The organism is Geobacillus sp. BK01 (assembly GCF_052220245.1).
Classification (GTDB): domain Bacteria; phylum Bacillota; class Bacilli; order Bacillales; family Anoxybacillaceae; genus Geobacillus.
The window spans coordinates 41,261-62,649 of sequence record NZ_JBQPTH010000004.1 but is presented as its reverse complement, the minus strand read 5'-3'; the positions used below and the strand labels follow the sequence as shown (position 1 = coordinate 62,649).

The 21,389-nt window shown below is 54.9% G+C and carries 19 protein-coding genes and 3 riboswitches; of the genes, 10 read left to right on the top strand and 9 right to left on the bottom strand.

What is annotated here, in order from left to right; translation table 11 throughout:
* Window positions 1-98 precede the first annotated feature (98 nt).
* Window positions 99-614 carry a GNAT family N-acetyltransferase gene (locus ACTVDO_RS06120; RefSeq protein ID WP_020959098.1) on the bottom strand — a complete coding sequence of 172 codons (516 nt, stop codon included), beginning with the start codon at window positions 612-614 and terminating at the stop codon, window positions 99-101.
* A 79-nt stretch (window positions 615-693) separates the two neighbouring features.
* Entirely contained in the window at window positions 694-2,388 is a 1,695-nt protein-coding gene (locus ACTVDO_RS06115) for a M3 family oligoendopeptidase (RefSeq protein ID WP_168369010.1), read from the bottom strand.
* Between the two features lie 349 nt (window positions 2,389-2,737).
* Window positions 2,738-2,916: riboswitch (Lysine riboswitch) on the top strand.
* A gap of 88 nt (window positions 2,917-3,004) precedes the next feature.
* Here ACTVDO_RS06115 and ACTVDO_RS06110 point away from each other — a divergent pair.
* The 3 genes from ACTVDO_RS06110 (at window position 3,005) to ACTVDO_RS06100 (ending at window position 7,137) form a co-directional block, all read left to right on the top strand.
* Window positions 3,005-4,429, top strand: coding sequence for an amino acid permease (locus ACTVDO_RS06110; RefSeq protein ID WP_020959096.1), 1,425 nt, complete (start codon window positions 3,005-3,007; stop codon window positions 4,427-4,429).
* Between the two features lie 119 nt (window positions 4,430-4,548).
* A complete protein-coding gene (locus ACTVDO_RS06105; protein ID WP_020959095.1) occupies window positions 4,549-6,567 on the top strand; it encodes a S9 family peptidase in 2,019 nt (672 codons plus the stop codon).
* An 18-nt stretch (window positions 6,568-6,585) separates the two neighbouring features.
* On the top strand, window positions 6,586-7,137 hold the full coding sequence (locus ACTVDO_RS06100) for a short-chain dehydrogenase (protein ID WP_020959094.1): 552 nt from the start codon (window positions 6,586-6,588) through the stop codon (window positions 7,135-7,137).
* Between the two features lie 61 nt (window positions 7,138-7,198).
* On the opposite strand, the gene ACTVDO_RS06095 is transcribed toward ACTVDO_RS06100, so the two are convergent.
* Together ACTVDO_RS06095 and ACTVDO_RS06090 are read right to left on the bottom strand one after the other, a co-directional pair.
* Window positions 7,199-7,768 carry a phosphate propanoyltransferase gene (locus tag ACTVDO_RS06095; RefSeq protein WP_020959093.1) on the bottom strand — a complete coding sequence of 190 codons (570 nt, stop codon included), beginning with the start codon at window positions 7,766-7,768 and terminating at the stop codon, window positions 7,199-7,201.
* A gap of 81 nt (window positions 7,769-7,849) precedes the next feature.
* On the bottom strand, window positions 7,850-8,311 hold the full coding sequence (locus tag ACTVDO_RS06090) for a MarR family winged helix-turn-helix transcriptional regulator (protein ID WP_020959092.1): 462 nt from the start codon (window positions 8,309-8,311) through the stop codon (window positions 7,850-7,852).
* Between the two features lie 214 nt (window positions 8,312-8,525).
* On the opposite strand from ACTVDO_RS06090, the gene ACTVDO_RS06085 reads away from it, so the two are divergent.
* Entirely contained in the window at window positions 8,526-9,257 is a 732-nt protein-coding gene (locus ACTVDO_RS06085) for a ZIP family metal transporter (RefSeq protein ID WP_020959091.1), read from the top strand.
* A gap of 279 nt (window positions 9,258-9,536) precedes the next feature.
* On the opposite strand, the gene ACTVDO_RS06080 is transcribed toward ACTVDO_RS06085, so the two are convergent.
* From ACTVDO_RS06080 to ACTVDO_RS06060, 5 genes are all read right to left on the bottom strand, one after another.
* Window positions 9,537-10,079 carry a 1,2-dihydroxy-3-keto-5-methylthiopentene dioxygenase gene (locus tag ACTVDO_RS06080; RefSeq protein WP_020959090.1) on the bottom strand — a complete coding sequence of 181 codons (543 nt, stop codon included), beginning with the start codon at window positions 10,077-10,079 and terminating at the stop codon, window positions 9,537-9,539.
* 30 nt (window positions 10,080-10,109) lie between these two features.
* Window positions 10,110-10,745, bottom strand: a complete 636-nt coding sequence (locus tag ACTVDO_RS06075) for a methylthioribulose 1-phosphate dehydratase (protein ID WP_020959089.1) — start codon at window positions 10,743-10,745, stop codon at window positions 10,110-10,112.
* On the bottom strand, window positions 10,742-11,404 hold the full coding sequence (mtnX, locus tag ACTVDO_RS06070; RefSeq protein WP_020959088.1) for a 2-hydroxy-3-keto-5-methylthiopentenyl-1-phosphate phosphatase: 663 nt from the start codon (window positions 11,402-11,404) through the stop codon (window positions 10,742-10,744). The genes ACTVDO_RS06075 and mtnX overlap by 4 nt, the downstream gene beginning before the upstream one ends.
* On the bottom strand, window positions 11,401-12,642 hold the full coding sequence (gene mtnW, locus ACTVDO_RS06065) for a 2,3-diketo-5-methylthiopentyl-1-phosphate enolase (protein WP_020959087.1): 1,242 nt from the start codon (window positions 12,640-12,642) through the stop codon (window positions 11,401-11,403). Before mtnW ends, mtnX begins: the two co-directional genes overlap by 4 nt.
* 67 nt (window positions 12,643-12,709) lie before the next feature.
* A riboswitch (SAM riboswitch) is annotated at window positions 12,710-12,817 on the bottom strand.
* A gap of 97 nt (window positions 12,818-12,914) precedes the next feature.
* Window positions 12,915-14,090, bottom strand: a complete 1,176-nt coding sequence (locus ACTVDO_RS06060; protein WP_442901208.1) for a pyridoxal phosphate-dependent aminotransferase — start codon at window positions 14,088-14,090, stop codon at window positions 12,915-12,917.
* Window positions 14,091-14,206: 116 nt separating this feature from the next.
* On the opposite strand from ACTVDO_RS06060, the gene ACTVDO_RS06055 reads away from it, so the two are divergent.
* From ACTVDO_RS06055 to ACTVDO_RS06030, 6 genes are all read left to right on the top strand, one after another.
* A complete protein-coding gene (locus ACTVDO_RS06055; RefSeq protein WP_442901207.1) occupies window positions 14,207-15,022 on the top strand; it encodes a carbon-nitrogen family hydrolase in 816 nt (271 codons plus the stop codon).
* A 93-nt stretch (window positions 15,023-15,115) separates the two neighbouring features.
* Window positions 15,116-15,284, top strand: a riboswitch (SAM riboswitch).
* Window positions 15,285-15,369: 85 nt separating this feature from the next.
* Entirely contained in the window at window positions 15,370-16,560 is a 1,191-nt protein-coding gene (gene mtnK, locus ACTVDO_RS06050; protein ID WP_063166507.1) for an S-methyl-5-thioribose kinase, read from the top strand.
* Window positions 16,561-16,630: 70 nt separating this feature from the next.
* Complete coding sequence (gene mtnA / locus ACTVDO_RS06045; RefSeq protein ID WP_020959083.1) at window positions 16,631-17,698, top strand: S-methyl-5-thioribose-1-phosphate isomerase; 1,068 nt, start codon at window positions 16,631-16,633, stop codon at window positions 17,696-17,698.
* The gene (locus ACTVDO_RS06040) at window positions 17,685-18,848 is read left to right on the top strand and encodes a sugar ABC transporter substrate-binding protein (RefSeq protein WP_063166508.1); all 1,164 of its coding nucleotides are present in this window, start codon (window positions 17,685-17,687) and stop codon (window positions 18,846-18,848) included. The genes mtnA and ACTVDO_RS06040 overlap by 14 nt, the downstream gene beginning before the upstream one ends.
* Window positions 18,845-20,395: a sugar ABC transporter ATP-binding protein gene (locus ACTVDO_RS06035; RefSeq protein ID WP_020959081.1), complete on the top strand. Its 1,551-nt coding sequence runs from the start codon at window positions 18,845-18,847 to the stop codon at window positions 20,393-20,395. The genes ACTVDO_RS06040 and ACTVDO_RS06035 overlap by 4 nt, the downstream gene beginning before the upstream one ends.
* Window positions 20,337-21,350, top strand: coding sequence for an ABC transporter permease (locus ACTVDO_RS06030; protein ID WP_020959080.1), 1,014 nt, complete (start codon window positions 20,337-20,339; stop codon window positions 21,348-21,350). Before ACTVDO_RS06035 ends, ACTVDO_RS06030 begins: the two co-directional genes overlap by 59 nt.
* Window positions 21,351-21,389: the final 39 nt, after the last annotated feature.

Genomic DNA, 21,389 nt, shown 5'->3' with positions numbered 1-21,389 from the left:
CACTCATTTACAGTATAATGAAGATAAATCTTTTTGTAAAGTGAGTAATCACTCACAAAATACGTTTTTTAAGCTGCCGACGGTTCGGCAGCCCCTTCCTAGTTCATCGTTTGAATGTCTTGCCAGCCGTAGCACCACTCCGATAACACTGTTCCGCCGATTTCCACCCTTTCCTCGGCCAGTTTTTCACCGCCAAGCCGTTCGTAGAAACCGCGCGACGGATTGGCGGCAAGCACCCAGACGACGAGCGAATGAATGCCTTTTTGCGCCAAGTCGCGGGCCAAGGCTTGCACAAGCCGCCGTCCCCATCCTTTTCCTTGGGCCTCTTTGAGCAAATACACCGCGTACAGCTCCCCGTCATATCGGGCCGCTGGGCCGTCGCTCGCCCGGTTTCGTCCGCCGGAGATGAATCCAACGACGCGCCCGTGTTCCTCGGCGACAAACACGGAATGGTCCGCTTGGCTGAGCCCCTTCTCCCATAACGCTTGTTTTTCTTCCACTGCCAACGTCTCCAAGTACGCGTCCGGCACGATGCCGCGGTACGTTGTCTTCCAACTGTCCACATGGACAGCAGCAATCGCCGGCGCATCGCTGAAAGCTGCTTTCCGGATCATCGTTCTTCCCCCCTAGCGCAATGAGTGCTTCTCCGTCTTGAAGAAAGAAGGTGAAACGATGCCGTTCCACCTCTTTCATTCACAACGCTTTGTCATCGACACTGTCCAGCCACCGTTCGATATGGCCGGCGACTGAAGCGACCGCCCCGTCGGCAAACGGCGACTGGAGGTTGGCGCATTGGACGAGCTCGGTAAACGGCCGGCTGCCGCCCAATCGGCAAAGCGCCACATAGTCGCGCCACGCCGCAGCCCGGTCGTCTTGCGCCCGCTTCCAAAACTGGAACGCGCACACTTGCGCAAGCGTGTAGTCAATGTAATAAAACGGGTCGGTGTAAATATGCCCTTGCCGCTGCCAAAAGCCGCCCCGTTCAAGGTAATCGTGGCCGTCGTAATCCCTTGTCGGCAAATACACGTTCTCAATGTCACGCCATGTTTTCTTCCGCTCGGCCGGCGTCATGTCCGGGCGCTCGTAGACGGCGTGTTGGAATTCATCGACGGCGACGCCGTACGGCAAAAACAAGAGCGCGTCGCTCAAATGGGAGAACCGGTATTTGTCGGCGTCTTCGGCGAAAAACAGCTCCATCCACGGCCATGTGAAAAATTCCATGCTCATCGAATGGATTTCGCACGCCTCAAGCGTCGGCCAATTGTATTCTGGGATATCGTAATGACGGCTTTCGTACACTTGGAACGCATGTCCCGCTTCATGGGTCAATACGTCAATGTCGCCGGACGTTCCGGTAAAGTTCGAGAAAATAAACGGCGCCTGGTAGTCGTCAATATACGTGCAATAGCCGCCGCTCGCTTTCCCTTTTTTGGCGACGAGGTCCATCAGTTCATGTTCGACCATATAGCGGAAAAACGCGCCCGTTTCCGGCGACAGCTCTTCATACATGCGCCGGCCGTTGTCGACGATCCAAGCGGCGTCCCCTTTTGGCGCCGGGTTGCCGCTTGGGAACATGAACGGCTCATCATAATACGTAAGCCGGTCGACCTGAATCCGCTGCCGCTGGCGCTCGCGCAGCTTGGCGGCGAGCGGGACGATGTGCGTTTTCACTTGCCGGCGGAAGTTGGCAACCATCTCGGCATTGTAATCGGTCCGGCCTAAACGGGCATAACCGAGCTCGACAAAATTTTTGAACCCCAGCTTCTCGGCGATCGCCGTGCGGACATGGACGAGCTCATCGTACAGCTCATCAAGCTCTTTTTCATGATCGGTGAAAAACGAAAACCTTGCTTCGCTCGCCCGTTTGCGCATCGAGCGATCCGGCGATTCGACGAACGGCTGCAGCTGGGCAAGCGTCCGCTCTTCGCCTTCAAACATGATTTTTGCCGATGCGATGAGCTTCGTATATTCGCTCGCCAGCTTGTTTTCTTTTTGCAAGTCTTCCATCACTGCCGGAGCGTACGTTTTCAGCTGCGTTTCCGCTAAGGCAAACAGCTGCGCGCCCCACGTTTTTTCGAGCTCAGCGCGAAACGGCGACTCGACAAGGGCGCGGTAATAATCGTTGATGAGCCCTTTGACGACCGGTTCCGTTTCATCAAAAAAGTCTTGTTCTTTCTTATAGAACTCATCGTTTGTATCGATCGTATGGCGGATATGACAAAGGTTCGCCATCGTGCTGTAGCGGCGGCGCAGTTCGTTGACCCGTTTCATCGCCTCGTGCTGCCCGGCAGCGCTCCCGGCGCGGCGGAACGCATCGAGCGCCTCCTGAAACGATGCCTGCAGCTGATCCATGTCGGGCCGCTCATAATGAAATGCGGAAAATTTCAAGCCAATCCCTTCTTTCTTTATTTTTTCGCCAAACACGGCGGCAATTTCTTCTTTTGCTTCAACCAATTGCTTATTCGCCGTTTGTCGCAAAAATCCTTCTCATTGCCAACTTTCTGAATATAATTCCATTTTATTGCATGTTTCAGAAGTGAGGCAACTATGCTGTCGCCGTCCAAATGCTACGTTATTTTCTCCAAAAACATAACGATCGCCAATTTTTTTCGCACGCCCGGAGGTCGCGGCAACAGACGGAAGACCTACACGCTTAACCTTATTTCAGAAAAATATATTGACGTTTTTTGTCGAATCGGGTAAGATAATGTCGGCAACGATATCCCCCTCTCCACTTCAATGGGATAGAGGTTGCGATGGGTAAAAGTAGTTTCGCTGAGGCCGGAGCGCTGATGAAGCGGAATGAAAGGATTCATCGCCGAAGTTTGCGGCGCGCTCCGGCGGCGCAAGCTGGGCCTGCGGCCGAACAGACGCAGGACTGCCATCGTTCTAGGGCGATGGAGCGCTATCGCATTCAGTTGGATGCGGATGTGTCATGCACCCGTTGAAACGATAAGGGTGCTTTTTTATTGTTTATCTTTGGTGAAGAAAGGAGTTTTCCATCTTGAATAACAACCGGCAACTCGGATTTTGGGTGTTAACGGCGTTAGTCGTTGGCAATATGGTCGGATCCGGCATTTTTATGCTGCCGCGCTCATTGGCAGAGGCGGCGAACCCGATTGGCGTCATGTTCGCCTGGCTATTGACCGGCGTCGGCGTGTTAATGACGGCGCTTGTGTTTGGCAACTTGGCGATCCGCAAGCCGAACTTGGGCGGCGGGCCGCAAATTTATGCGAAAGAGCTGTTCCCGAAAGGTTCGAACTTGTCGATTTTATCCGGTTTTATGTCGTCGTGGGGCTATTGGGTCGGCAACTTTGCCGGCAATGTCGCCATCATCACGACGTTTGCGAGCTACTTGTCGACATTTTTCCCTGTATTAACGAGCGACAAAACCGTTCTCACGATGGGCTCGTTTACGCTAAAGCTTGGGAATTTGCTTACCTTTCTCGTCTGCACGGCGCTTCTTTGGGTGATGCACGCCATTATTTTGCGCGGCGTAGAAGATGCCGGCAAGTTGAATTTCGCGGCGACAGCGGCGAAAGTGCTCGGCTTTTTCCTGTTTATTGTCATTGCCTTATTCGCTTTTGACAGAGCGATCGTCGGTCCGCTTGATGCCCCGCGTTATGACGGAGACGGACAGCCGCTCGGCCTGCTTGGACAAATTAACAACGCCGCGTTAGCGACGCTTTGGGCGTTTGTCGGTGTTGAATCGGCGATGGTGTTCGCTTCGCGGGCGCGCAAACAGGCGGATGTGAAGCGGGCGACGATCGCCGGTCTTTTGATCGCTTTGGCCATTTATATTGGCATCAGCTTTTTGGTAATGGGCGTCTTGCCGCAAGACAAGCTCATTCAATCGGAGAAGCCGCTCGTTGATGCCATTGTCGCCATCGTCGGCCCGGGCGGCGGCTACGTGCTTGCTGGTCTTGGTCTCATCAGCTTGCTCGGTTCGACGCTCGGCTGGATTTTGTTGAGCGCAGAAGTGCCGTACCAGGCGGCGAAACAAGGGCTGTTTCTGCCGGCCTTTTTGAAAGAAAACAAGAAAAACGTGCCAAGCTTCTCGTTGACGCTATCGAATGCATTGGCCCAGCTGTTCATTTTCTCGACCATTTCCCATTCGATGGCGGCAGCGTTCGACTTTGTCATTTACATCGCTACGCTCGCCTATCTCGTTCCGTATTTGATCGCCTCTGTCTTCCAGCTGAAACTCGTGCTCACCGGGGAAACGTATGGGGCAGCGCACGGACGGCTGGCTGACGGCGTGATCGCTGCTTTGGCGACCGTCTACTCCGTCTGGGTCGTCATCGCTGGCACAGCGGACATGAAAACGTTCCTGCTCGGCGTCGCCTTGCTGGCCAGCGGCGTGATCTTCTACCCGCAAGTGAAAAAAGCGGCGCAGCAAACAAACGAAAAAGAAAAATTATCAGCGTAACGAACACCGAACGTCCTTCAACGGGACGTTCTTTTTTTTTATTGCCGGCAGGATTTTTCTTTCGAAACACGAAATAAGATACTATCCTAACTTTACTTTATGGAAAGAGGAGGTCGCTCATGAACAATGGACAACCGCTGAAACACCGCGGCATGACTGTAGAAGATCTGCTTCGCCTCCGCTCGGTGCGCGATCCGCACTACGCGCCGGACGGAACGCGCGGCGTGTTCGTGCAAAAATCGATCGATGAGGAAAAACAATACCGTTCCCATCTATACATATGGACCGAAGGCGGCGCCGTCCGCCAGTGGACGTTCGGCCGCTGGCGCGACACGAGGCCGCGCTTTTCCCCGGACAGCAAAACGATCGCGTTTTTGTCCGACCGCTCCGGGCGCACACAGCTTTGGCTGTTGCCGGCTGACGGCGGCGAAGCGCGCCAGCTGACGTTTTTCAAAAACGGGGTGCGCGATTACGTTTGGACGCCGGACGGGGCGTTTCTCATCGCTTTGACAACGCTTGGCGACAACGAAACGATCGACGACCGGGAAGAGCCGGAAAAAAAGGAAACGAAGCCGGCTGACCTGAAACCGCGCGTGGTGGAGCGGCTCTACTACAAATCAGACGCATCGGGTTTTCTTGACGGCAAACAGGCGGTGCTCGTGCGCATCGATGCAACGTCAGGAAAAGCGGAAGCGTTGACAAACCTCGAGGAAGAAATCGGCTCATTTGCCGTTTCGCCAAACGGGCAGACGCTCGCCTTTGTCGCCAATCGGAACAATGATCCTGACACCATGTTTACGCGCGACATCATTTTGCTCGATCTCGAGAAAAAAACAGAAACGAACTTGACGAACGGATGCGGCACATTCGCCTCGCTCGCCTGGTCGCCGGACGGAATGAAGCTCGCGGCCATCGGCCATGATCTCGCTTATCTCGGAGCGACCATTCACCGTCTCTACGTCTTTGAACTAGAACGTCAAACGAAGCGGGTGCTGACCGCCGATTGGGACGTTCATCTCGGCGATGCGATGGTCGGCGATACACACGCCGATGCAAAAGGCCCAGGCCCGGTTTGGAAACATGACGGAACCGGTGTATACGTCACCGCCTCGGAGCGCGGACGCGTCAACGTATTTTTCATCCCGCTTGACGGACCCGTCGTTCCGATCATCGAAGGGGACTTCCATGTATACGGCCTCGCCATCCATCCGAACGAACAGCAGGCCGTTGCCGCGATTAGCGAGCCGACAGTGATTGGGGATTTATATGCCATCTCACTTGAAAGCGGCGCAAAAACGCGGCTCACCACGGTCAATGAAGCGCTCGAGAACGAAGTCGCGCTCGCTGATGCCGAACCGTTTACCTACCAATCAACAGACGGTTCGGACATTCAAGGTTGGGTCATGAAGCCGCCCGGGCTTGGCGGCGGAGAAAAAGCACCGCTTATCGTCGAAATTCATGGCGGCCCGCATACAATGTACGGATTTACGTTTTTCCATGAATTTCAGCTGCTCGCTTCTTCCGGCTATGCTGTGCTGTTTACGAATCCGCGCGGAAGCCATGGATACGGCCAACCGTTTGTCAATGCAGTGCGCGGCGATTACGGCGGCATGGATTATGAAGACATTATGGCCGGCGTCGACGCCGCCATCAAGCAGTTCGCCTTTATTGACGAGACACGTCTTGGCGTTACCGGCGGCAGCTACGGCGGATTTATGACGAACTGGATCGTCGGGCACACCGACCGCTTCCGGGCCGCCGTCACCCAGCGCTCGATTTCCAACTGGCTCAGCTTCGCCGGCGTGAGCGACATCGGCTACTTTTTCACGAAATGGGAAGTTGGGTGCGACGTCTGGGAAGACGCCGAGCGGCTTTGGCATCATTCGCCGCTCAAATACGTCCAACATGTGCGCACGCCGCTCTTAATTTTGCATAGCGAGCATGACTATCGCTGCCCGATCGAGCAGGCGGAACAGTTGTTTATCGCATTGAAACAACTCGGGCGGGAAACGAAACTTGTCCGCTTCCCCGATGCCAATCACGATTTGTCGCGCACCGGCAACCCGGCACTTCGCCTCGAACGGCTTCGCCAAATCGTCGGTTGGTTTGATCATTATTTGAAAGGACCACTGGATTAATTTGAAAGGAGACGCGCCATGCACGCCCTTGTCATCGGCGGGACAGGCATGTTGGCTGATGTGTCGCTTTGGCTTGTGCGGGAAGGATATGATGTGTCCGTCATCGCCCGCCGCTACGGACGGATGAAGCAGCTCATCGACCGCGCTGGACAAATGGCATCCATCAATCCGCTTCTTGTTGACTATCGCGATCAAGAAGCGCTTTGTTCCCTAATTTCCCGGGCCGTCCAAAAAAACGGAACGTTTGCTCTAATCATTGCGTGGGTGCATACAGACGGAAACCAGGCGCTGTCCACTGTCATCAAAAAAAATAGCGGACATCCCGGCCCTTGGCGGTTGTTTCACGTGCTCGGCAGCCGCGCCGATCCAGCCGAGGCGAAATCGGAACTCTGTTTGCCTGTCGCTTGCCTTTATCGGCAAGTTCAGCTCGGTTTTGTCGTAGAAGAATACGGTTCGCGCTGGCTCACCCATCAAGAAATCAGCGGCGGCGTCATTGATGCCATTCGGCGTGATGCGCCGTTTCATCTGGTCGGCACCCTAGATCAATCAGAGAAGAAGCGCCCGCGTTAACGGGAGGCGCCCGCTCGGGACGAACGAGAGGGCGCCTTGTCTCCCATTGCTGCGGATGATTTCACGACGGGAGCAACTCCACATAATCGCCCGTTTTTAAACCGGCCGCGTTCGCTTCATCGGTGTCAATGTGCATATCTAACGCAAAGTCTTCGCTGACGCGGACGATCACTTCGTCAAAAATGAGGGCGCGCTCCCCTTGCGTTTTCACTTTCACGACTTGCCTGTCGCGGACGCCAAACGTTTCCGCATCTTTCGGCGTCATATGAATGTGGCGCTTGGCAATGATGACCCCCTTGTCCACCGTCACCGTCCCGTTCGGCCCGTGAATCGTAATGCCCGGCGTTCCTTCAATATCGCCAGATAAGCGGACAGGCGGCGCAACACCAAGCTTGAAGCTGTCCGTTTTCGAGATTTCAAGCTGGGTGAGCGAACGGACCGGGCCAAGGACGCGGACATTTTCGATTTTCCCTTTCGGTCCTTCCACCGTTACCGTTTCCTTAGCGGCAAACTGGCCGGGCTGGGACAGCGGCTTGAGCACTGTCAGCTCGGCGCCTTCCCCGAACAGCGCCGCCATATGTTCTTTCGATAAATGAATATGGCGATTCGACACCCCAACCGGAATCATCATGACGATCTCTCCTTTTTCTAATGTTGTTTTCTTTAAATAACGTGTCCATTTTCGGCAAAAATTAAAGAGACCGACGAATGGTCAGTCTCTGTTTGGCTGGGCGTTTTTCGCTCCGTATCCTAATTTTTTCAGCAAGGCGATCGCTTGCTCTTTTTCCTCCGCCGTAAGCGCTGATACCGTTTCATGAATTTTTTCTGCATGTTCCGGAAAGACGCGCTCAATGAACCGCCGGCCTTCTTCCGTAATCGATGCATACGTGACGCGCCGGTCCCGTTCACAGGCCCGGCGGACGATCAACCCTTTGTTTTCCAGTTTGTCGACAACGTAAGTGATGCTGCCGCTGGCGAGCAAAATTTTTTCGCCGATTTGCTGAAGCGGCTGGTCGCCTTTATGGTATAGCAGTTCTAACACCGCAAACTCCGTCGGATTCACTCCGAACGAGTGGATCGATTTGTTTACTTGGTCGCTGACGGACCGATATGCCCGTGACAGTACGATAAACAGTTTCAATGATTGCTCAAGCGCCTGCTCTTTCTGTTCCATAGCATCCAACCCTTTACAATTGACCGTTTCTTACTTGCATTATACCGAAACGGCGAACAGACAGGCAACCGTTTTTGCCGGCTGCCTATGCATTTTGCTCGCCACCGTCTGTTCATTTCGTTATGATAATTTATTATATGGCGGCGCTTGGGCGATTGTCACATTTCTATTATTCGCGCATATGAAAAAGTAAAGGAAGATGAGGGGGGATCGAATGAACCAAGTGTTAGCCGGCAGTGTGCTTTCTGCCTTATCGACAGGGCTTGGCGCTGTGCCGATTTTGTTTTTAGCCAAATCACTCACCCACCGTTGGCGTGACGTGCTGTTGGCATTTTCCGCCGGCATTATGATGGCGGCGTCTATGATGAGCCTTATTCCGGAGGCGCTGCGGATCGGCGGCTTTGGGGCACTTACGATCGGCCTTTCGGCTGGCGTGCTCATTTTAACGTTGCTCGAGATGACTGTTCCCCATATCGATTTAGGGCATACAAAAAGCGGTTTGCCATTTGACGAAAAAGCGATGCTCATCATCGCTGCCATTACGTTGCACAACCTTCCTGAAGGATTATCGGTGGGAGTCAGCTATGCATCCGATGCCGAGACGACTGGCAATTTGATCGCGTTGGCCATCGGCTTGCAAAATGCGCCGGAAGGATTTTTAGTCGCCTTGTTTTTAGTCAATCAGCACATCAGCCGCTTCAAAGCCTTTCTGATTGCCACATTAACGGGGGCGGTCGAAATCGTCACATCGCTGCTCGGTTTTTATTTAACTTCCCTCTTCCGTGGTTTAGTCCCGTACGGATTGGCGTTTGCCGCCGGAGCCATGCTGTTTATTATTTACAAAGAGCTTATTCCCGAAAGCCATGGCGACGGAAATGAACGGACATCGACATATGCGTTTATTATTGGTATTTTGTTTATGATTTTTCTAACGGAATCGTTTTAACGTAATGTCCGACAGAAGTCTCCCACCTCAAGGAATGTGCAGGGCAAAGCCCGATGGTAGGTGGGAGATGAATGTCGGTTGGCGATCGCCAACTGATGTGGTAATCTATTGTTAGAACGGACGCCTTCGGAGCGAAGGAAAGCGTAAAGGGTTCTTGTGTGTGGCTTACCGTTCGGCGAACACGCACAAGTCGCTTGAAGCCCCCACCTCCAAGCGAAGCGTAGGTGGCGGGTAGTTCACCAAAAACCCCGCTGCCACACAGGCAACGGGGTATGTTCATTAGTGGCTGACTTCCTCTTTTTCTTCGTACGGATGGGCAACCCAGCCGGACGGATCGATAAACAGACGGACAGCCACAACTTGCCGGTCATCCATCAATGTGAAGTAGTGCGGATTCCCTTCCGGCACGGAAATGACATCGCCCGCTTCCAGCTCGACATCAAAATAACCGGTTTCTTTGTCGCCTTTGATGATGAAAATGCCGTGGCCGGCCGTAATGGCGCGCACTTCATCTTCCGTATGGACGTGCACTTGTTCAAATTTTTTCAGCAGCTCTTCCAAGTTTGGCGTCGCCTCAGACAAAGCGACGATGTCCCACGTTTTGTAGCCGCGGCGCGCTGCCAAGTCTTCGATCTCGTCTTTAAATGTCGTCAAAATTTCCGCTTTCTCTTCATCGCTTAACACATACTTGTCGCGCAAATGTTCCGGCAGTTTCGTAATGTCCCAATGCTCGTACAAGACGCCTTGGCTGTTTAAAAAGGCGCGGACATTGTCTTCACCTTCGATTACTTGACCCGTTTTTTTCACTTTGATGACTGCCATCGTCAAAATCCCCCTTTAACAGTGTATCAATTAGTCAGCTAGCGGCACGGCGGCCCGTTGCAGAAGCAGCCGCTTCACCTGCCAGCTGAACAAAAACTCCCACGCTTCCAAATGTTTTTTCGCTTCAAATGCATCGCGGCCCCAGACGGTAATGCCATGGTTATGGATCAATACCGCGCCCGTATCGCCGTCGACATGTTTCGCAAATTCGGCGGCCAACGTCGGGATGTCGGCGTCATTGTCAATGATCGGAATGCGCACCTCGGCATTTTCTTCCCAAATACCGAACGCTTTAATGATTTCCTGGCCGGAAAAAACCGCTTCCCCGTTTTGGGCGTACACGTCGGAAATGATGTTGTTGTCGACCGTATGGACGTGCAACACGCAGCCAGCGTTCGTCTGCCCATAAATTTTTGTATGCAACAGCGTCTCCGCTGACGGCTTTACATGTGTTTGCTCCGCTGGTCGGCCAGCGGCGTCAACGAGCAGAAAATCTTCGTCTGTCTGCTTCCGTTTGTCTTTGCCGCTGGCCGTGACAAGAAAGGTGAGCGGATCGTTTGTCACTTTGATCGATAAATTGCCGCTTGTCGCGAAAAACCAGTCACGGGCGGCAAGCTCGGCCTTCACCTCGGCGAGCTCGTTCCATTTTTGCACGACGATGCTCATGCCGTCACCTCCACCTGCTGCAAATGATCCATCACATCAAAAAACGTCGCAAACGGCGCATGGGGCAAATCGAGCGCTTGGCATTTTTTGAGCAGAAAATCGCGCGCCAGCACGTAATCCGCTTGTTTTGCCGCCGCTAAATCGGTAATCGAATCGCCGATGACGACATGATACCCGTTCGGGTGGGCCAGCTTCCGAAGAAGCGACGGCTTGCAGCAGCCGCAGCCGTTTTGGCACTCGCCGTCGCACGCATGCGGCCATGTGATGCGGATCGTCTCGCCGCTGAAATCGGAGCCGTTGCAAAAAATGCGCTCTCGTTCGATGATCCCGTCAAGCAGCGGGTAGACAAAAAAGTCGATCCCGCCGCTCACCACATAGAGCGGAATGCCCTGCTCTTTCGTCCAAGCGGCGAATTCGCGAAACCCTTCGCGCAAACGGGCGGTGCGCCGCAGGAAATCGACGATCTCGCCCTTTAGCGAAGACGGAAGGAGGGAAAACATGTTTCCGACCCCTTCTTGAACCGAGATGCGCTCGGCGAGAATGTCGTCTTTGAGCGCCTCCCACTCCGGCGGGGCAAACTGTTTCATAATAGCGATAATGTTGTCGTTTTCCGTAATCGTGCCGTCAAAATCACAAAAGAGAACAAGCTGTCTTGTCATGCTTCCACCTCAACAGCGCCCCAGCGGTCGATTGCTTTTTGCAGCGCTTCGTTTTCTGTCGCCGCTTCGCGGAGCAGACGGCCGGCAAGAGCCGCGTCGATGGCAGCGCGAAACGCCTGCCCGCCGCCGATCGCCCCGTCCGGATGGCCATGAATGCCCCCGCCGGCGTTGACGATGCTGTCAAGGCCGAAATCGCGGACAAGAAGCGGCACGAGCCCCGGATGAATGCCGGCCGATGGCACCGGAAACGCCCGCGCAAACGGCTCTTGTTCATCGGTGAGCGCCCGGGCGATGCCAAGCGCCTGCTCGCGCTCAAGAGCGACGCTGCCGTACGGCGACGGGAACAGGACGAAATCAGCTCCTGCGAACCGCAACAGCTTGCCGAGCAACAGCGACGGGGCGACCCCGTAAAACTCAGACGGCGTGATGGCGCCGCTAAACGCCGGATGAGCCATGATCGGCACGGTGATGTTCTCATCCGCGCGCAGCCCTTGCAACACATCAAGCCCGTAGGCGAACACGTTAAACAACAGCACGTCGGCGCCAAGCTCGGCGGCCCGTTTCGCTTTCTCTTTCAGCTCAAACGTTTTGCCGGTCAAGTTGACGGCATACAGCGTCCGTTTGCCCGTTTGTTCATACACTTCCCGAAGCGCGGCCTTTCCTTCCGTAATCCGCTTTTCCAACGGCAGCTGCTCGCTGTCAAACAAAATTTCGTCATCTTTCACTAAGTCGACGCCGCCAAGCGCCTGTTTTTTCAATTCGGACGTCAAATACGCCAAATCGCGGCCAATGATGCCTTTAAAAATGCTCATCAACAGCGGGCGGTCATGCACCCCAACTTTTTCGCGAATGCCGCTGATGCCAAAGCGCGGCCCCGGGAATTGCCGCTTCCACTCGTCCGGAAACTCAAGGTCAAGCAGCCGCACTTCCCCATCAAGCGACAGCTTGCCGAACGTCGTCACCAAGAGCGCCGGCAAATCAGCGCTGAAGTTGACCGTCGGATAGGCGATTTTGACGATCGCCCGCTTCAGCCGCTTGCCGAAATACGCGTTCGTCCGCTCGCTTTCGCCAAGCTCTTCCATAGCGACGACTTCCCCTTTATGTTTGCGAAGCTGCTCCTGCTCCAACGCCGGCAAGTCGGTCCATGTGCCGACCGTCAAGCCGAGCGCGATTCCTTCCGCCTTTTTACGAATGTCTTTCTCGTCATGAAGCAAATACGTTGCAATCACTGCACTCATCATTCATCCCTCTTTCCAAAGAAAAAAGCCTCTTCATAAGAAGAGGCGTCATTCGTTTATGGCGCTCTTCTTATCTCTCAGCGTTTCCGCTGCAAGAATTAGCACCGTGCTTGAATGTACCAAGCCGGTTGCCGGGCTTCATTGGGCTCGTCCCTCCGCCTGCTCTTGATAAGAATGCTTGCGTAACTATACACTTGTCAAACAATTTTGGCGAGTATGGCAAATTTACTTTGAATTATGACAGCCTTTGCCGCCGTTGTCAATCATTTTTTTCAAAACAGTCCGAGGCGTCCGATCCGTTCGGCTGCTTCACAGAGCCTCGCCTCATCGGTCAACAGGCCGACGCGCACATACCCTTCGCCGTGCTCGCCAAAACCGATGCCCGGAGCGACGGCAACATGCGCCCGCTCAAGGAGCACATCGGCAAACTCAGCCGACGACCATCCTTTCGGTACGGGGAGCCAGGCGAAAAACGACCCGGACGGCGCCGGTGCTTCCCAGCCGATGCCGCGCAAGGCAGAAATGAACGTATTGCGGCGCGCTTCATACAGGGCGACAAGCTCGTTGACGCAATCTTGCGGGCCGAGAAGCGCTGCGGCCGCCGCTTCCTGGACGGCGCCGAACAGGCTGACGTACAAATGGTCTTGCAGCAGCTCAAGCGCCCGAATGATCCGCTCGTTGCCGACGGCAAACGCGACGCGCCAGCCGGCCATATTGTACGTTTTCGAAAACGTGTAAATTTCAACCCCGACGTCTTTCGCCCCGTCAACTTCGAGGAAGCTGACCGGCTTTTTGCCGTCAAAACCGATCGCCCCATAGGCAAAGTCGTGCACGACGGCAATGCCGTGCTTGGCGGCGAACGCCACCGTCTCGACGAAAAACTCGTTCGTCGCCGTCGCACCGGTCGGGTTGTTCGGATAGTTTAAAAACATCAGTTTCGCCTGGTCGGCGACCGCCGCCGGAATGGCGCTGTAATCGGGCAAAAATTGCTGCTCGGCGACAAGCGGCATCATTTCCATCCGCGCGCGGGCGAGCGCGATTCCCGACCAGTAATCCGGATAGCCTGGATCCGGGACGAGCACCGCATCGCCCGGGTTGACGAGGCAAAGCGGCAGCTCGACAAGCCCGGCCTTGCCGCCAAACAAAATGGCGACTTCGCGGGTCGGGTCAACCTCAACTCCGTATTCGCGCGCATAAAAGGCGGCAACAGCTTCTTTCAAAAAGGAGTAGCCTTGAAACGGCGAATATTTATGGTACTTCGGATTGGCCGCCGCCCGTTGCATCGCCTCAACGATATGCTTCGGCGTCGGCTGGTCCGGATTGCCTTGCCCTAAATTAATGACATCATGCCCGGCCTTGATTTTCTCTCCCACTTTGGCGACAAGCGAAGCAAAAAACTGCTTCGGCAGCTGTTCAAGCAGTTCGGAAAATGGAAATTCGATCGTCATCCCCCACACCTTCTCAAAAATTCTTCCTTCTCAAAAATTCTTGAAATTCTAGTGCAAAATCATATATCGTAAAAAGCAAAATGTAAAGCAAATTTTTTTCATTGGGGTGAAAAACAATGACCATCCGCATCGCTTGCCTCCAACTCGATATCGCGTTTGGCGATCCGCAAACGAACGAACAGCAAGCCGAAACAGCCGTGCAATCCGTCGCCAACGAAGGAGCCAACATCGTCGTGCTTCCGGAACTATGGACGACCGGCTATGACTTGACGCGCTTGGACGAAATTGCCGATGACGATGCCGTGCGGGCGAAAGCGTTCGCCTCCCGCCTGGCGCAAACATATGGCGTCCATTTCGTCGCCGGCTCAGTCGCCAAAAAAACCGCTGCCGGTGTGACGAACACGATGATTGTCGCCGACCGAAGCGGCCAAATCGTCAGTGAATATAGCAAACTTCATCTGTTCCAACTGATGGATGAGCATTTGTATTTGCAGCCGGGAAACGAGCCAGGCTTATTTTCACTTAGCGGGCTGCCGTGCGCTGGGGTCATTTGCTATGACATCCGCTTTCCGGAGTGGATTCGCGCCCATGCGTTGGCCGGAGCGGAAGTGCTGTTTGTCGTCGCCGAATGGCCGCTTCCCCGCCTTCACCATTGGCGGACGCTCCTGATGGCGCGGGCGATTGAAAATCAATGCTATGTCGTCGCCTGCAATCGGGCCGGAAGCGACCCGAACAACGTCTTTGCCGGCCATTCGCTCGTCATCGACCCGTGGGGCGAAATCATCGCCGAGGCCGATGAAAAGCCGGGCGTTCTTCTAGCGGACATCGACCCGGCGCTCGTTAAAGAGGTCCGTGCGCGCATCCCGGTGTTTGCCGACCGCCGGCCGCGCGATTACGACGAGGCGGCAAAAAAAATTTTTAAAACGTATTGACAATCCGCCTGCCCAACCTGTATCATTCGAATCAAGCAACCAAACGATTGTTAACATCGTGAAAATTGCAAAAACTCAATAGCCAGATCGGTACTCTTATCAAGAGTTGGCTGAGGGAATTGGCCCAATGAAGCCCAGCAACCGACCGTAATGCTATCGTGAGATAGGGCGCACGCCAAGGGCGGCGCCGGAAGCGACCCGCTTCCGCAGGGCACGGTGCTAAGTCCAACAGAAAGACCGATGTCTTTCTGAAAGATAAGAGGCGCGAAGACGATGCATCTTCAAGCCTCTTTCCGTATGCGAAAGAGGCTTTTTCATTTGCCAAAACCTAAAGGGGGAACGTGAAAATGACGATTGTCCAATCAGCTGTTTACGAACCGCTCACCGAACAAAAAGCGACCGCCCTTGCCGTCCGCCTCGGCTTGTTCCGCGACGGGGCGCCGCTTCTGTGCCGCGAGATCGGCGATGGCAACTTAAACTTAGTGTTTCATATCGTCGACCAAGAGACAAAGCAAGGCATCATCATCAAACAAGCGCTGCCGTACGCGAAAGTCGTCGGTGAAAGCTGGCCGCTCACATTAAAACGCGCGGTCATTGAAAGCAACGCGCTGCGCACGTTTGCCAGCTATGTGCCGCAATATGTGCCAAACGTCTACTACTCTGACGAATCGCTCGCCATCACGGTGATGGAAGATTTGTCCCACTTGCAAATCGCCCGCAAAGGGCTGATCGAAGGGAAAACGTATCCGCTTTTGTCCCGGCATATTGGCGAATTCATCGCCAAAACAGCGTTTTACACGTCTGATTTCGGCATGAATCAACAAGAGAAAAAGAAGTTGGCGCAAAGCTTTGTCAATCCAGAGCTATGCAAAATTACGGAAGATCTCGTCTTTACCGATCCGTTTTTCGACCATGACACGAACAACTTTGAAGACGAATTGCGCCCAGACGTTGAAGCGCTTTGGGAAGATGACCGCCTCCGCCTCGAAGCAGCGAAGCTGAAGCGCAAGTTTTTAACTGAAGCGGATGTACTGCTGCACGGAGACTTACACACTGGCAGCATTTTCGCCAGCGACGACGAAACGAAAGTGATCGACCCGGAATTCGCCTTTTACGGCCCGATCGGGTTTGACCTTGGCCAATTTTTCGCCAACTTGCTGTTAAATGCGTTGTCCCGCCCTGAATCGGAGCGCCGTCCGCTCTTTGATCATATCGACCAGACGTGGGACGTTTTTACGTCTGTATTCTCGGAGCTTTGGCGCACCGAAAGCGTCGAAACGTACGCCGCGACGCCCGGACTGCTTGATGAGGTGCTGCGGCAGGCGTTCGTTGACGCCGTCGGTTTTGCCGGCTGCGAGGTCATCCGCCGGACGATCGGCCTCGCCCATGTGGCGGATCTCGACGGCATTGACCAAAAAGTCGAACGGCTCGCCGCGAAACGGCACGCACTCCGTCTCGGCCGCCGCCTGATCGTTGAGCGTGCCGAACTGGCGGGAACGGACGGCTTCCGCCGCCTGTTCGTCGAAACGGAACGATGACACCCTCTGCCCGGGCCGGCCGTCCAACGCCAGCCCGGGCCAATCGACCAACCGAGAAAGGAAGACGACGATGAACTCATTTGTCATCCCGCGCTCTGTCGAATGGCATGAGACGCATGTCACGATTTTAAACCAACAAAAACTGCCATCGATCACCGAATACATGGACTTGCATACGCTCGAAGACGTCCATGAGGCGATCGCGACGTTGAAAGTGCGCGGGGCGCCGGCGATCGGCATCACGGCTGCCTACGGCTTGGCGCTCGCCGCCTCGCGCTATGAAACCGAATCAGTGGACGAATTTCAGCGCCGCTTGCAACAAGACCGCGACTACTTAGCGAGCGCCCGCCCGACGGCCGTCAACTTGTTTTGGGCGCTCGACCGGCTCGTCGCCGCCGCGAAAAGCGCCGCTTCCGTCAACGAAGCGAAAACAATGCTCATTCACGAAGCGATCCGCATCCAAATCGAAGATGAGGATGTGTGCCACCGCATCGGCGAATACGCCTTGTCCCTTTTCCGTCCGGGCGACCGGGTGATGACGATTTGCAACGCCGGTTCGATCGCCACCGCCCGCTACGGAACGGCGCTCGCCCCGTTTTATTTGGCAAAAGAAAAAGGAATCGAGCTGTCCGTCTACGCCCTAGAAACGCGGCCGGTGTTGCAGGGAGCGCGCCTGACCACATGGGAGCTCATGCAGGCGGGCGTCGATGTGACGCTCATTACCGACAACATGGCGGCGCAAACGATCAAGGCGAAACACATTAACGCCATCATCGTCGGCGCCGACCGGATCGCGCGAAACGGCGATACAGCGAACAAAATCGGCACGTTTGGCCTCGCTTTGCTCGCCCAATCGTTCGGCATTCCGTTTTACGTTGCTGCCCCGCTGTCAACGATCGACATCAAGACAAAAACAGGGGCGGATATCCCGATTGAAGAGCGCCACCCGGATGAAGTGACGCATCTCGCCGGCGTGCGCATCGCCCCGGAAGGCGTCAACGTGTACAATCCGGCGTTTGATGTTACGCCAAACGAGCTCATTACCGCCATCATTACTGAAAAAGGCATCGTCCGCGGCCATTACGAAACGGCGCTGCCATCGTTATTCACAAAGGAGGAGCACCATGAAACAATTTAAGGCCTTATCGTTCCTTTTTCTTCTTTTCTTTGCCGTGTTCTCCATCTTAGCCGGCTGCACAAATGAGCAAGATGCCATGAGCGCCAAGCCGGCCAACGAAACGAAACAAACGGGCCAGCAAGGCGCCGCCTCATCGGCAAACAGCTCCACCGCCGCAAGCAGCGGGCAGGCGGCCATTCCGGAACAACTGAAAAAACCGGTGAAAATCGCCGCCATCATGCAAATGTCGATCGGCACATTCTCCTCGCAATACATCGCCGGCGTGAAAGAACAAGTGCAAAAGTTCGGCGGCGAAGTGCAAGTGTATAACGCCGACAACGATTTGACGAAGATGGCATCATATGTTGAAACGGCCATTACGCAAAACGTCGATGCCATTTTGCTTGACCACGGCCGCGCCGATGCGCTCGAAGGGCCGGTGAAAAAAGCCGTCGCCAAAGGCATTCCGGTTGTGGCGTTTGACAACGATTTGAACATTCCCGGCGTCACCGTCATCGACCAAGACGACTATAGCCTCGCTTGGAAAACGTTAAAGACACTTGCGGAAGACTTAAACGGCGAAGGTGAAATCGTCACGATTTGGGTCGGCGGCTTCACACCGATGGAGCGACGTCATGTCATTTACGACGCATTTAAAAAGCGCTACCCGAACATAAAAGAAGTCGCCAAGTTCGGCACAGCGAGCGCCAACACCGCGCTGGACACGCAAACGCAAATGGAGGCCATTTTGAAAAAATATCCGAATAAAGGCGACATCGATGCCGTCTTCGCCACATGGGACGAGTTCGCCAAAGGGGCGACGCGCGCCATCGAACAAGCCGGGCGCACGGAAATTAAAGTGTACGGCATCGATTTAAGCGACGAAGACTTGCAAATGATCCAAAAACCGAACAGTCCGTGGGTGGCGACGACGGCGACGGATCCGGCGGAAGTCGGCCGCGTTCAAGTTCGCTTCGCCTATCAAAAAATTGCTGGTGAAAAAACGCCGAACATTTACTCGCTCGAGCCGCATTTAGTGAAACGGTCTGACCTGCCGGACAAACAAGTATCGATGAGCGATCTCTCGCAATACATCCCGGGCTGGGGGCAATCGAACGTCGCCATCTCGCCGTGGATGAAAACGCTGGAAGCTCAGGTGAACAAAAAATGAACGGGTTGTCAATGCGGGGCATGGAAAAATCGTTTGGCGCCGTGCGCGTGCTTGACGGCGTGGACTTCGACGTCCGTCCGGGCGAAGTCCACGCCCTTTTAGGCATGAACGGCGCCGGCAAAAGCACGCTGATGAACATGTTGGCCGGCGCCGTTCCGCCCGACGCCGGCACGATCACGATCGACGGCACTCCATGCGCGTTTTCATCGCCGCGTGAGGCCAAGCAGGCCGGCATTGGCCTTGTCGTGCAAGAAGTGGACACAGCGCTGTTTCCCGGCCTGCCCGTTTACGAAAACCTGGCGGCTGACGAGCTCGCTGATGTGAAAAACCGGCCGATCCGCTCGCTGCGCCAAGAAAAAGAGCGGGCCGCCGCTCTGCTTCGCCGCGTCGGCCTTTCCATCCCGCCGACGAAGCTCGTGCGCGACTGTTCGCTCCATGAAAAACAGCTCATCGTGCTGGCAAAAGTGTTGTCGTCAAACGCGCGCTACATCATTTTGGACGAACCGACCGCCGCGCTGAGCGAGGCAGAAACGAAGCGGCTGTTTGCCATCATTCATGAGCTGAAACAGCAAGGCGTCGGCTTTATTTATATTTCTCATAAGCTGAAAGAAGTGCAAGAAATCGCTGACCGGCTGACGATTTTGCGCGACGGCCGCGTCGTCTATCACGGCGCGGCCGGCAGCCTGTCGCTTGAAGACATCGTCCTTCATATGACCGGGACGAAGCGAAGAACCTCTGCCAACCAGGCGCGCACGTACGGAAGCGACATCGCCTTTGCCGCCCGCGGAATCACGATTGACAAAACCGGCACGACCATCGACCTATACGCCCATCGCGGGGAAATTGTCGGCATCGCCGGCTTGGTCGGCGCCGGCAAGACGGAGCTTGCTGAAAGCCTCATCGCCCATCGAAAGACGGCGGGCGAATGGGAAATCGATGGCCGGCGCTATGTGTTCTCGTCACCTTATGAAGCCATCGAAGCCGGACTTTCCCTTATTCCCGAAGAACGGCGCAAGCAAGGGCTGTTTTTGCCCGAATCGGTGCGGACGAACATCACCGTGCGCCTTCTTTCCCGCCTGGCGCGCTGGCAATGGATCAAGCGGGCACAAGAAGCGGAGGCCGCCGATACCCTCGTTCGCTCGCTCGCCATCCATCCGCCGTCAAGCGCCACGGCTGTCCGCCACTTAAGCGGCGGCAACCAGCAAAAAGTCGTGATCGGCAAATGGCTGAACACGAACGCACGCGTCTTTTTGTTCGATGAACCGACGAAAGGAATCGATGTTCACGCGAAACAAGACGTCTTTTCCATCATCCGCACCCTCGCTGATGAAGGGAAAACCGTGCTGTACTTTTCAAGCGAATGTCATGAGCTGCTCGAGGTTTGCGACACCATCTATATTATGGTCGACGGTCGGCTGCTCGCCCGCCTGCCGGCCGCTGAACTCACGTACGAGCAGCTTGTTTATTATTGCAGTGGAGGTGAAATCGATGAATCAGCCGGCCGTTTCCGCGACGCCGTCGAAAAAAACGGCGCCGTCTATTCTTGAGTTTTTGTATAAACATGGGACATTGCTCGCCATTCTGGCCGTGATCGCCTATTTTGGCATCACACAAGACCGGTTTTTCACGTATGAAAACTTCAGCGACATTTTGCGCTCGATTTCGATCGTGACGCTCGTGGCGATCGGCATTACGTTTTCGCTGATCGTTGACGGCTTCGATTTATCGGTCGGCTCAACGGTAAGCCTTGCGACGATCGCCAGTGCGGCGGCGCTTGTCTTGCACCGTCAAGAAATTTTCGTCACCTTGCTCGTGCCGCTGTTGCTCGGCGTCGCCGTCGGACTGCTCAATTCGCTCTTGATCGTCAAATTCAAATTGCCTGATTTGCTCGCCACCTTAGCGACGATGTATGCCATCAACGGCGTACAACTCACCTATACGAAAGGATTTTCGATTTACAACGATATGCCGCTGCCAGACGGCGGCACGGCGCCGGGCAAATTCATTCCTTCCTTTTTATTTATCGGCCAAGGAGAGCTGTTCGGCGTACCGTTTTCCGTTTTGCTGATGCTGTTCGTCGTCATTGCTGCCCACTTGTTTTTGACATACACCAAACCGGGACGCCTCTTTTATTTGACGGGGGAAAACCGGGAAGCGGCAAGGCTGTCGGGGATTCCGGTGAACCGTTACCGGACGTATGCGTACATCATCAGCGGCTTTTTCGCCGCCCTAGGCGGCATCGTCCTCGCTTCGCGCATTGGCACCGGGCAAGTATCAGCTGGGGCCTCATTTTTGATGGACGGCGTCGCCGCCGCCTACATCGGTTTTTCCGTCTTTGGCGCCGGCAAGCCGAACGTCATCGGCACGTTGTTCGGCTCGATTTTGATAGGTGTGTTGTTAAACGGCTTGACGATGGCAAACGTCCCGTACTACGCCCAGGACATTATAAAAGGCGCCATTTTAGTCGGCGCCCTCGCCCTGTCACATTGGCAAAAAAAATAACGCCCGATCCCGCCCCTGTGGACTCGAGCCCCGGGGGCG